This is a genomic window from Pararhizobium sp. LjRoot235 (genome assembly GCF_964254145.1).
Classification (GTDB): Bacteria; Pseudomonadota; Alphaproteobacteria; order Rhizobiales; family Rhizobiaceae; genus Pararhizobium.
In genome coordinates this window covers 3,899,954-3,911,935 of the sequence record NZ_CAXUSP020000001.1, presented here as the reverse complement: position 1 = coordinate 3,911,935, position 11,982 = coordinate 3,899,954, and the positions used below count along the sequence as shown (strand labels likewise).

Sequence of the window (11,982 nt, the reverse complement as noted above, 5' to 3'; positions counted from 1 at the left end):
AACGGGGAGAGGGGACGATGGAGCTTGCCGCTTGTCCCTTCTCCCCGTTCGCGGGGAGAAGGTGCCCGACAGGGCGGATGAGGGGCTTGCGTTAACAGCCCTCACCGAACCCCCTCAGCCGCCGTAGATGTTGAAGTCGAAATACTTCTTGGAGAAGGTGTCGTAGGTGCCGTTTTCGCGGATCGCCTTGATCGCGGCGTTGAGCTTGGCCTTCAGCTCGTCCTCACCCTTGCGCAGGCCGATGCCGACGCCGGCGCCGAGGATGGCCGGGTCGTCCTTGACGTTGCCTTTCGCCTCGCAGCAGTCCTCGCCCTGGTCGCTCTTCAGGAAGGCATCGAGCGCGATCGCATCGGCCTGCACCGCATCGATGCGTCCGGCGGCGAGGTCGTTGTTGGCCTCGTCCTGCGTCTGGTATTCCTTCACGGTAGCGCCGTTCTCGCCGAAATATTTGTTGGCGTAATCCTGATGGATGGTCGAGACCTGGACGCCGATCGTCTTGCCCTTCAGGCCCTCCGGCGTGGCGTCGAAGGCCTCGCCTTTCGGCCCGATGATGCCGGTCGGGGTGTTGTAGTATTTGTCGGAGAAATCGATCGTCTTCAGACGCTCCTCGGTGATCGACATCGAGCCGATGATCATGTCGATCTTCTTCGAGGTCAGCGCCGGAATGATGCCGTCCCAGGCGACGGGCGTGATCACGCAGTCGAGCTTGGCCTCGGCGCAGACGGCCTTCTGGAATTCCACTTCCCAGCCTTCCCAGTTGCCGGAGGCATCCGGCGAGGTGAAAGGCGGATAGGGCTCGGCGGCAAAGCCGACCTTGACGGGTTCGGCCGAAGCGGCACCGGCGGCAGCGATGCCGAGAGCGAGCGACAATGCGATGGTCTTGGCGATGGTCTTGAGCGTCTTCTTCATGCTGTTTCCCTTTTTTGTTTTAGTGGATGGAGCTGATGAATTTTTTCAGGCGTTCGGATTTCGGAGCGCCGAAGATCTCGTCCGGCGAACCCTGTTCGTCGATGACGCCATCGGCCAGAAAGACGATGTGATTGGCGACGTTGCGCGCGAACTTCATCTCATGGGTGACGAGGATCATGGTGCGCTTTTCCCTGGCAAGGTCGCCGATGACGGTCAGCACTTCGCCGACGAGCTGCGGATCGAGCGCCGAGGTCGGCTCGTCGAACAACATGACAAGCGGTTGGATCGCCAAGGCGCGGGCGATCGCTGCGCGCTGCTGCTGACCGCCGGACAGGAAGGCGGGATAGGCGTCGCGTTTGTCGAACAGCCCGACACGGCGCAAGAGCGCCTCGGCCGTTGCAATCGCCTCGTCCCTGTGTTTGCCGAGCACATGGACCGGAACTTCGATGACGTTCTGGAGGATGGTCATGTGCTGCCAGAGATTGAAGCTCTGGAAGACCATGCCGAGCTGGGTGCGCAGCCGCTGGACCTGTTTGCGGTCCGACGGCATCAGGCCGCCATGGCCGTCCTTCCTCATGGCGATGGTTTCGCCATGGATCGTTACCGAGCCGGACGTCGGTAGTTCCAGCATGTTGATACAGCGCAGGAAAGTCGACTTGCCCGAACCGCTGCCGCCGATGATGGCGATGACATCGCCCTCATTTGCCGTCAGTGAAACGCCCTTGAGCACCTCGAGCGGCCCGAAACGTTTGTGGAGGTTTGTAACCGCAATCGCCTGGGCTGGTTTCGTCATGAAAAATCTGCCCCGATGAGGCAGAGAGTCGGTGTCGAACGCATGAAAACAGTTCCCCTGGTTTTCTTTTCGTGCGGCATTTTTGCCTGTCACGCTGTTCCATGAAGGCCATCGTGGCACTTGTGCGGAAATTATTCAACCGTATAATAACGCCGACGCTGCATTTTTTGGCGGTCCCTTCAGATGATCAAATTTCCAACAGGAGTAGACAATGACGGCTTATGGTTCGCAGGAGATGTCGGCCAATCTGATGCGCGTGCTGATGCGTCGGCCGGGTGCGAGCCTTGCTTCGGCCGACCCTGAGAAGTGGCATTACGGCCCGACCTTTGACGGCGAAAAGGCCGTACGGCAGTATCACGAATTCGCAAGTCTCGTCGAGAAATCGGGTGCTGAGATCCTGTGGCTGGAAGACAAGGGCGACGGTCTTGCCGACGCCATGTTCACCCACGATCCGTCGCTGATGTCCGATCATGGCGCCATCCTCCTGCGCATGGGCAAGCCGCTGCGCGAGAAGGAAACGGCGCTGCATGAGGCGGCCTACAAGAAGGCCGGCATCCCGATCCTCGGTCGCATCGAGCACCCCGGCACGGTCGAAGGCGGCGACTGCATCTGGCTTGATGCCGAGACGCTGATCGTCGGCCGCGGCGTGCGCACCAACGAGGAGGGCATCGCCCAGCTCTCGGAAATCCTCGAGCCGCGTGGCATTACCGTTCTCGGCTACGACCTGCCGCTCTGGCACGGCGAGGATGCCTGCCTGCATCTGATGTCGGTGATGAGCCCGCTGTCGCGCGATCTGGCGCTGGTCTTTGCGCCGCTTCTGCCGGCTTCCTTCTATCAGTTGCTGAAGGAATGGGGCATAACCCTGATCCAGGCGCCCGCCGATGAGTTCCATGCCAGCAACGGGCTGAGCCTCAACGTGCTGCCGGTCCGCCCGAACGAGGTGATCATGGTCGCGGGCTTCCCCAAAACGAAGGCGGCGATGGAAGCGGCCGGCTGTAAGGTCGAGACCTTCGAGGCCGATGCGCTCTGCATCGCCTGCGAGGGTGGCCCGACCTGCCTGACGCGGCCGGTTCTCAGGCGGGCGGCATGAACCGTCGGACGTTCCATCGTGCGCCGGAGGGAGAGCGGCGGCAGGAACTGATCCGGGCGACGCTCGATACGATCGCCGCGCTTGGCCTGAGAGGCGCGACGGTGCGCGCCATCGCCGTCCGGGCCGGCGTGACGGCGGGACTGGTCCGCCACTATTTCGCGTCGAAGGACCAGATGGTGGCCGAGGCCTATCGTTTCATGCTGGCGACCTTCGCGGCAAAGGCGGCGGATATCGCCGGCGACCCGAGGACGCGGCTGAGGGCGTTTATCACCCTCAACCTAACCGCTCCGGTCGCCGACAGCCACAGCCTGTCGCTCTGGGCTTCCTTCATCAGCCAGGTGCGGTTGGACCCGGAACTGGCCGCGATTCACCGCGAAGGCTATCTCGGCTTTCGCAATGACCTGCAGGGGCTGATCCGCGATTTTCTCGAAGCGGAAGGCCGGCCGGCAGGTGAGGCGGACTGCCGCCGCCATGCGATTGCCATCAATGGCATGATAGACGGGCTCTGGCTGGAGGGATGCCTTGCGGGCGAACTGTTCGAGGAGGCAGAACTGGTGACGATCGCGCTGTCGTCGATCGAGGCGCTGCTCGGGCTGCCGCTCGGCCGGGGCGAACAATAGGGCCGCGCATCCACCGGGACGCGCCGCAACAATTTGACTGAGGGGCAGGAGACACCCATGCGCTATTCATCGATCACCGACCGCCTGGCCGATCTCGGATCCGAGAAATGGGCGCTGCATATCCGCGCCCGGCAGATGCAGGCGAGCGGAACCGACGTCATCCAGCTGACGATCGGCGAGCCCGACATGCCGCCGGATGCTTCGCTGCTTGCCGAGGCGCAGCGGGCGATGAATGCTGGGCGCTACCGCTATTCCAACGGCCGCGGCGAACCCTCAGTCGTCAATGCGCTGACGGCACGTTACGCCAAGCGGCGCCCGGACGTGACGGCGGAAAACGTATTGTGCTTTCCCGGCACGCAGACGGCGCTGTTTGCCGTCATGCTCGGCCTCGTCGAAGCGGGTGACGGCGTGCTGGTCGGCGATCCGCTCTATGCCACCTATGACGGCGTCATCCAGTCGACCGGGGCGCACCGCATCACCGTGCCGCTGAAGCCAGAACACGGGTTCCACATGCAGGCTGCCGATCTCGAAAGGGCGGTGACGCCGGCCTGCCGGGTGCTGCTCTTGAACACGCCGCATAATCCGACGGGCGCGGTGCTGACGGCTGAGGAAATCGCCTCCATTGGCGACGTTTGCCGCAGGCACGATCTCTGGATCGTCTGCGACGAGGTCTATGAGGAGCTGATTTTCGGCGGGGCGTTCGCTTCGCCCTTCGACAATCCGGACCTTGCCGAGCGGACCATCGTCGTTTCGTCGATTTCCAAATCGCACGCCGCACCAGGCTTCCGCAGCGGCTGGGCCATTGGCCCGGTGGACTTCGCCAACCGGCTGCTGCCGGTATCCGAAACCATGCTGTTCGGCGTCCAGCCCTTCATTGCCGACATGACGGCCTATGCGCTGAGCCACGAGATCGGCACGGCGGCTGCCATGCGCACCGCCTACAAGGCGCGGGCCGACCGGATCGTGCAGGGACTTCAGAACGTGCCCGGGATCGTGCCGCTGCCGCCGGAAGCCGGCATGTTCATCCTCATCGACGTGGCCGGCACCGGTCTGACGGGCGACGCCTTCGCCTGGATGTTGCTGGAGGAAGAGCATGTCGCGGTCATGCCGGGCGCGTCCTTCGGCAAGGAGGCAACATACTTCATCCGGGTCAGCCTGACGGTGCCGGATGCCATGATCGATGAATCGTGCGAAAGGATTGCACGGCTAGTGATCCGGCTTCTTTCGCCCAAGGAGCGCCGCGCATGACGGAAACGAGGACTGTCGGCGAGGTACTGGTCAATCTGCTCGAAGCCAACGGCGTCGAAGTCGTCTTCGGCATCCCGGGCGTGCACACCGTCGAGCTCTATCGCGGCCTTGCCGCCTCGAAGATCCGCCATGTGACGCCGCGCCATGAGCAGGGTGCGGGTTTCATGGCAGACGGCTATGCGCGCGTGAGCGGCAAGCCGGGCGTTGCCCTCGTCATTACCGGGCCGGGGCTCACCAACACGATCACGGCGATGGCGCAGGCGCGGCAGGATTCGATCCCGATGCTGGTCATCTCCGGCGTCAACCGGCGGGATTCGCTCGGTCATGGCCGCGGCCTATTGCACGAATTGCCAGACCAGCACGGCATGATCAAGACGCTGGCGCTCTATTCGCAGACGCTGCTCAATCCGGCCGATCTTGCGCCGGTCGTCGAGCGCGCTTTCGCTATTCTGATCTCGGGACGGCCGGGGCCGGTACATATTGAAATTCCGACCGACGTGATGAGCGCAAAGATAGCGCCACCCGTCCTGCGCAAGGCCACCGCGACGCGGCCGCGCGCCGATGCCGAGACCCTGCAGAAGGCTGCGATCCTGTGCGGCGATGCGCAGCGCCCGGTCATCATCTGCGGTGGTGGTGCGATCACGGCCGAGGCGGAAATAACGGAACTGGCCGAGCGCATCGGCGCGCCGGTGATCATGACCGTCAATGCGCGCGGCATGCTGGCGGGCCATCCGCTGCGGGTGCCCGCAAGCCCGAGCCTGAAGGCTGTGCGGTCGCTGATTTCCGACGCGGACCTGGTGATCGCGCTCGGGACCGAAATGGGCCAGACCGACTACGACATGTATGCCGATGGCGGCTTTCCGATCCTCGGCAATCTGATCCGCACGGATATCGATGCCGCCCAGCTCGCACGCGGTCCCCACGCGGCGCTGTCGATCCTGTCTGGCGCCAAGGCCGCAACGGCGGGTATGCTGGTGTTCCTGACGGCGAGGCCCGCCGTCAGGGGCAAGGAGCGGGCGGCGGCAACACGCAAGGCGGTGCTGGCCGAGCTGACGGCCAAGATGCGCATGGAGATCGCCGTCATCGACGCGATCTTTCAGGCCTTGCCGGATTGCACGATCGTCGGGGATTCGACACAGGCCGTCTATGCCGGCAACCTCTACTGCGATGCGCCGCGCGCCAAATCCTGGTTCAATTCGGCGACGGGTTTCGGCGCACTTGGCTATGCACCGCCTGCGTCTGTCGGGGCTTCCGTGGCCGATCCGGAAAAGCCCGTTGTCTGCCTCGTCGGTGATGGCGGGATCCAGTTTTCGCTGGCGGAACTCGGTTCGGCGGCAGATGCCGGTGCCAATGTGATCTTCCTTGTCTGGAACAATGACGGCTATCAGGAGATCGAAAGCTACATGGTCGAGGCCGGGATCACCCCTGAGGGCGTCAAACCATCGGCGCCCGATTTCCTGCTCGCTGCCGGAGCCTATGGGGTGCCCGCAGTGCGGCTTTCGAAGGCCGGCGATCTTGCGGCGGCCATGATTGAGGCTCGCAAACGCGGCGGTCCGTCACTGATCGAAATCCATCAGACGCGAACGGCGGGGGTAACGGCTTGAGGATGTTGGCAGCGAGAATGTTCAATCGCGGCACCGGGTGGTAAGATTTGACTTTGGCCACGTCTGGTGGTTTTTAGGCCCGCTTGCGTGCTGAATCGGTACGCAGTCCGGCGATTTGCAGTGAAAACTGCCGCCAAGGGGAAGGACGATGTCCTTGATGGGCATGAACGGCAAAAGAATCGATCGCAGCCAGGCGGGCAAGCTTCTTGCCGTGCTCTGGATTCTGGCGGCAGCACTTGCCATGCAGTTCGTGGCATCGGCACAGATATTCTCGTCACGCTTTTCCGCTCAGCAGAACACCGGCAATTTTTCGATTCCCGAAAGCGGCACCTCCGACACGACGCTTTCTCGTCATGTGGTTCGGGCCTTTCCCGTTGCCGATCTTCGCTTCATGACGGATCGCAGCGATGGCAAGGTCCCGCCCGGCGGGCCGGGGCCGTTCGTGCTACCGGCGCCGATCGTCGTTTCAGCCGTGGCTTACGGCAGAATGCCCGTCATCACTTTTGCCCATGCGGCGATAACAGGGACGCAGGGTAACACTACCCGCGTTCGCGGCCCCCCGGTGTTTAGCGCCTGAATGCTGCCCTTGCGGGCAGTGTTGCGCGCCAGCGCGACTTTCTCTTTACGCATCACCACCCGTTGTCCGGGGCCTTTGCCTGAGCGACGCGGGTTATAATGGAACATCAATATGCGCACTTCCAAATGGGCCATCCTGGCCTATGTCGCGATTACCCTCTTCGGGATCCTCGCGGCGCTTCCAAACGTCTTGCCGGTGGCTGTGCAACAGCAATACGCCGCCCTCCTGCCGGTCAAGCCGGTCACCCTCGGCCTTGACCTCAAGGGCGGCTCGCATCTGGTTCTCGAAGTCGATGCGGCCGGCCTTCGCAAGGCCCGGCTGGACACGCTTCTCAACGATATCCGCGGCGCGCTTCGCGCCGAGCGGGTGCCGACCTCCTCGGCCCGCATTGCCGGTGACGTGGTGGCGGTCAAGATCGCCGATCAGGCGGACCGCGAAAAAGTCCTGCCGAAGATCCAGGAACTGGCGGCCCCTGTCGGCGCGCTCGGTTTCGGCTCGTCCAGTTCCGATATCGAAGTAATGACGGCCGATGACACGATCACGGTGAAGCTGACGGAAGCGGGCCTCAGCGACCGCATGACGGCCGCGGTCGAGCAGAGCCTCGAGATCATCCGCCGCCGTGTCGACCAGGTCGGCGTTGCCGAACCCCTGATCCAGCGTGTCGGCTCGGACCGCATTCTGGTCCAGCTGCCCGGCCTGCAGGACCCGACCCGCCTGCGCCAGCTTCTCGGCTCGACCGCGCAGATGAGCTTCCATATGGTCGATACCTCGGTCGATCCGAACACGACGACACCGCCGCGCGGCGTCGATATTCTGCCCGGCGCCAATGACGGAGCGAAATACGCGGTCGAAAGCCGCGTGGCGATTTCCGGCGAACGTCTCGCCGACGCCAAGGCCGGTTTCAACCAGCAGACCAACGAACCGATCGTCTCCTTCACCTTCGACAGCCAGGGTGCGCGGCAGTTCGCCGAAATCACCCGCGACAATGTCGGCCTGCCTTTCGCGATCGTGCTTGACGGCAAGGTTCTGACGGCGCCGCGCATCAACGAACCGATCCCGGGCGGCCAGGGCCAGATCAGCGGCAACTTCACCGCCCAGGAAGCAACGGTTCTCTCGGCTCTGCTGCGCTCCGGCGCCCTGCCGGCACCGCTCACCATCATCGAAGAGCGTTCCGTCGGCCCGAACCTTGGCTCGGATTCGATTCGTATGGGCATCTACACCGGTCTCGCCGGTTTCGCCCTCGTTGTCGTCCTCATGGTCATCCTTTACGGTGCCTGGGGTATGATCGCCAATGTCGGCCTGCTGCTGCACACCATTCTCACCATCGGCGTGCTCGGTATGCTCGGCTCGACGCTGACCCTTCCGGGTATCGCCGGTATCATCCTTGGTATCGGTATGGCAGTCGACGCCAACATCCTGATCAACGCTCGTATCCGAGAGGAAACGGAAGGCGGGGCAGGGGCGATGAAAGCCCTCGATATCGGCTTCAACAAGGCCTATGCCACCATCATCGACAGTAACGTTACGACGCTTTCGGGCACCATTTTGCTCTTTATGTTCGGTACCGGCCCGGTTCGCGGCTTTGCCGTCACCATGATGCTCGGCATTGTCATTTCGATGTTCACGTCGGTGACCATCGTCCGCCTTCTGATGCGCGAAGTCGTTGTGCGCCGGAAGATGAAGAGGCTCGAGATTCCGTCGCTGTTCGGCGGTGTGCCGCATCTGCCGAAGATTTCCTTCATGAAGGGTCGCTATGTTGCCATCGGCATGTCGGCCTTCCTGTCGATCAGCTCGGTCGTCCTGTTCTTCACGCCGGGCCTCAACTACGGCATCGACTTCTCCGGTGGTATCCAGGTGGAAACCACGTCGACGAACAAGCTGGAGCTGGCAACCCTGCGCCATGAACTCGAAGGGCTCAATATCGGTGAAGTGGCGCTGCAGGAATTCGGCCAGGGACAGTCGGTCCTGATCCGCGTCCAGCGTCAGCCAGGCGGCGAGCAGGAGCAGACGGTTGCGCTCAACAAGATCAAGGACACGGTCGCCAAGGTCGTGCCCGATGCAAGCTTCGAGCGCACCGAAGTCGTCGGTCCGACGATCTCAGCGGAACTGGCCCGCTCCGGCTTCCTTGCAGTCGCGCTCGCGATGCTGGCGATCCTGCTCTACATCTGGTGGCGGTTCGAATGGCACTTTGCTGTCGGCGCCATCGCTGTACTGTTGCTCGACATCACCAAGACGATCGGCTTCTTCGCGCTGACCGGCGTCGACTTCAACCTGACGGCCATCGCCGCCCTTCTGACGATGATCGGCTATTCGGTGAACGACAAGGTCGTGGTCTATGACCGCATGCGTGAAAACATGCGCAAATACAAGTCGATGCCGTTCGCCGACCTGATCGACATGTCGATCAACCAGGTGATCGCGCGATGCATCTTCACCTCGACGGCGACGGCGCTGTCCCTGGTGCCGATGGCGATCTGGGGTGGCGACACTGTCAAGAGCTTCGCCTGGCCGATGATCTTCGGCGTGATTGTCGCCACGACCTCGTCGATCTATATCGGCGGACCGATCCTTCTCTTTCTCAGCCGCTGGTGGAAGGATCGCGAAGCGACCCGTGCGCCGGCGGTCGAGACCGCGAAGAACTGATCGCTCTAAATATGAAAAAATCGAAAGGGTGGCCTCGGCTGCCCTTTTTTTGTCCCATCGACGGCCTACATAGTTTCCACGAATGGACGGGAGAAATGCTCCGAAGTTAGATTTTCATTCTTCGATGTCGCAGTTTTCGAACACGATCTGCTGCGTCTGGCGGGAATGGCGAACGAAAGAGTATTATTTTCCAAATATTGCCAATTTTAATTGACTAAATTGGTGGTCTATTCTAATTTGTGATCATCCGCTGTCGGCTGAACCGAAGCGGCCGTCTGTAACTTGCCCGGAAAACACACCAACCGGGTCCAGCCGAAGGAGAGAGCCATGTTTGCCAATGACCACATCGCCGCCTTCCGAGGCACGCGTTCCTATTGTCGCGCAATGAAAGACCTCTGCATTTGTCCTCTCTGGCGAATGTGAATCCAAGCAGTCCTTCTTTGAATTTGTGCACGATTTTGAATGATCCGCGCTCGCCGCGGAAGGAGCGTTATTCCATGAATAAGCAGGTAATAGAGTTCGGCGGAGAAGCCGTTGGTGTCGTGGTTCCGGATGCGGGCCGGTTGAAGTTCGTCGCGGTGAAGTATCACGTCTGGGATCTGGATTCGCGGTACTTCCACTCGGCTGACGAGGCCAGGGCGGCGGTCCGTAATCTGATGGCTTCGCAGAGAGAGCGGCGGCCTGTGTCGCAGTCTCCCGGCTCAGCGGTCGCTTACGCCGTCGCGTAAGCGACAAATCTGCGCGAAAACCGCAGTTGGGCCATCTTTTCACTAAATCGGTATACTGGCACGGCTTCTCATGTGATATGCCGATTTATGTGATGGCAATCAGCAGACAGGCGCCGTTTTTCAGTGCCTGTTTGTGAACAGAGCGAATTGCGATGCTGACGAAAAAGGGAAAATACGGATTGAAGGCTCTGGTCGATTTGGCCCGCCTCGATCCGGGCGAGACCGCCTTCATTACCGAAATTGCGAGCCGCAACAATATTCCGAAGAAATTTCTCGATACCATTCTCCTGGAACTCAGGAACGCAGGTATCCTGCGCTCAAAGAAGGGTCCTGGCGGTGGCTACTCGTTGTCGCGTCCGGCGTCTGAAATCCGCATCGGTCAGGTCGTGCGCACGCTCGACGGCCCGCTGGCGCCGATCCGTTGCGCAAGCCGCACGGCCTATGAAGTCTGCGACGACTGTAACGACCCGGATACCTGCGAGGTCCGCCGATCGATGACGATGGTCCGCGACGCCGTCGCCGATATTCTCGACACGATGACACTGGAAGATTTTGTCAGCAATCCGGGTCAGCCGATTCTCCCGGAAGATGAACTCATCGCGAAACGCGCAAGCTGAGGCTGAGCCCGGTATTCTTCGATTTCTCGCGATATTTTGCCGGAATTGCGGGAAAAGGGCATCATTTGGCCAATTTGATTTGATCTGGGAGCGCCCTCGCGATAACCGGATGCTTCCTTTTTCGTCTTGGAGCGGCAATGATTGGTCTCAGGCAAGTTGACATGAATACCCCGAAGGAACGCGCTGTCGCCGAATCGATCGGACGTTCCATCGCCACCGCCGTCGACGGCATCAATGCGCTTGCCGCCCGGTTCGCCGCCGACCAGAGCCTTTCGCGCAGTCTTATCGACGCCGTTGAATTGATCGCGCGCCGCAACGGCCGCGTCGTCGTTTCGGGGGTCGGGAAAAGCGGGCATATCGGCCGCAAGATCGCCGCGACCATGGCTTCCACCGGAACCTCGGCCTATTTCGTGCATCCAACGGAGGCGAGCCACGGTGATCTCGGGATGATCACATCGGAAGACCTGCTCATTCTGCTTTCCTGGTCGGGCGAGACCGTCGAGCTTGGCAACATGCTGACCTATGCCAAACGCTTCAACGTTCCGATTGTTTCGGTGACATCCAATTCCGAAAGCCTGCTGGCGCGCAACTCCACCGTCGCCATCACGCTGCCAAAGGTGCAGGAGGCCTGCCCGCACGGACTGGCGCCGACGACATCGGCGATGCTGCAGCTTACCGTCGGCGATGCGCTGGCAATCGCGCTTCTCGAGCGCCGTGGTTTCTCGGCCCAAGACTTCAAGACGTTTCATCCGGGCGGCAAACTGGGCTCGCAGTTGCTTCTCGTCCGCGAGCTTGCGCATGCAGGCGAGGCGATCCCCCTTTTGCCGCTCGGCAGCCCCATGGGCGACGCGGTCATCCAGATGTCGTCCAAGGGTTTTGGTGTCGTCGGCATCACCGATGAGGCGGGAAAGCTGGTCGGCGTAATCACCGATGGCGATTTGCGCCGCCACATGTCGCGCGACCTGCTGCTCGAAACGGTGGATGCGGTCATGTCGCACAATCCGCGCGTCATCCACGGCAGTGTTCTGGCCAGTGCGGCTATGGAATTCATGCAGGCGCAGAAAGTCACCGTCCTGTTCTTGATCGATGACCTTGGGGTCCCGAGTGGCATCTTGAACGTCCACGACCTGCTCCGCGCCGGCGTTGCGTAAGC

11 protein-coding genes are annotated in these 11,982 nt (G+C 61.7%); 9 read left to right on the top strand and 2 right to left on the bottom strand.

What is annotated here, in order from left to right; genetic code table 11:
- Positions 1–114 precede the first annotated feature (114 nt).
- Positions 115–909: a transporter substrate-binding domain-containing protein gene (locus ACSQ2Z_RS19220; protein WP_436082672.1), complete on the bottom strand. Its 795-nt coding sequence runs from the start codon at positions 907–909 to the stop codon at positions 115–117.
- Positions 910–928: 19 nt separating this feature from the next.
- Positions 929–1,702 (bottom strand): ABC transporter ATP-binding protein, encoded by a 774-nt coding sequence (locus ACSQ2Z_RS19215; RefSeq protein ID WP_436082671.1) that lies wholly within the window; start codon positions 1,700–1,702, stop codon positions 929–931.
- A 211-nt stretch (positions 1,703–1,913) separates the two neighbouring features.
- Between ACSQ2Z_RS19215 and ACSQ2Z_RS19210 the strand changes: the two genes are divergently transcribed.
- The 9 genes from ACSQ2Z_RS19210 (at position 1,914) to ACSQ2Z_RS19170 (ending at position 11,980) form a co-directional block, all read left to right on the top strand.
- Positions 1,914–2,792, top strand: a complete 879-nt coding sequence (locus ACSQ2Z_RS19210; protein ID WP_436082670.1) for a dimethylarginine dimethylaminohydrolase family protein — start codon at positions 1,914–1,916, stop codon at positions 2,790–2,792.
- Positions 2,789–3,412, top strand: coding sequence for a TetR family transcriptional regulator C-terminal domain-containing protein (locus tag ACSQ2Z_RS19205; protein ID WP_436082669.1), 624 nt, complete (start codon positions 2,789–2,791; stop codon positions 3,410–3,412). The genes ACSQ2Z_RS19210 and ACSQ2Z_RS19205 overlap by 4 nt, the downstream gene beginning before the upstream one ends.
- Before the next feature lie 57 nt (positions 3,413–3,469).
- The gene (locus ACSQ2Z_RS19200) at positions 3,470–4,660 is read left to right on the top strand and encodes a pyridoxal phosphate-dependent aminotransferase (protein ID WP_436082668.1); all 1,191 of its coding nucleotides are present in this window, start codon (positions 3,470–3,472) and stop codon (positions 4,658–4,660) included.
- Positions 4,657–6,264, top strand: coding sequence for a 5-guanidino-2-oxopentanoate decarboxylase (locus ACSQ2Z_RS19195; RefSeq protein ID WP_436082667.1), 1,608 nt, complete (start codon positions 4,657–4,659; stop codon positions 6,262–6,264). Before ACSQ2Z_RS19200 ends, ACSQ2Z_RS19195 begins: the two co-directional genes overlap by 4 nt.
- 148 nt (positions 6,265–6,412) lie before the next feature.
- Positions 6,413–6,841 carry a hypothetical protein gene (locus tag ACSQ2Z_RS19190; RefSeq protein ID WP_436082666.1) on the top strand — a complete coding sequence of 143 codons (429 nt, stop codon included), beginning with the start codon at positions 6,413–6,415 and terminating at the stop codon, positions 6,839–6,841.
- Positions 6,842–6,952: 111 nt separating this feature from the next.
- The gene (gene secD, locus ACSQ2Z_RS19185; protein ID WP_436082665.1) at positions 6,953–9,484 is read left to right on the top strand and encodes a protein translocase subunit SecD; all 2,532 of its coding nucleotides are present in this window, start codon (positions 6,953–6,955) and stop codon (positions 9,482–9,484) included.
- Between the two features lie 497 nt (positions 9,485–9,981).
- Positions 9,982–10,212: a hypothetical protein gene (locus ACSQ2Z_RS19180; RefSeq protein ID WP_436082664.1), complete on the top strand. Its 231-nt coding sequence runs from the start codon at positions 9,982–9,984 to the stop codon at positions 10,210–10,212.
- A gap of 152 nt (positions 10,213–10,364) precedes the next feature.
- The gene (locus ACSQ2Z_RS19175; RefSeq protein WP_436082663.1) at positions 10,365–10,829 is read left to right on the top strand and encodes an RrF2 family transcriptional regulator; all 465 of its coding nucleotides are present in this window, start codon (positions 10,365–10,367) and stop codon (positions 10,827–10,829) included.
- Positions 10,830–10,990: 161 nt separating this feature from the next.
- Entirely contained in the window at positions 10,991–11,980 is a 990-nt protein-coding gene (locus ACSQ2Z_RS19170; protein WP_436082662.1) for a KpsF/GutQ family sugar-phosphate isomerase, read from the top strand.
- The last annotated feature ends 2 nt before the right edge of the window (positions 11,981–11,982 follow it).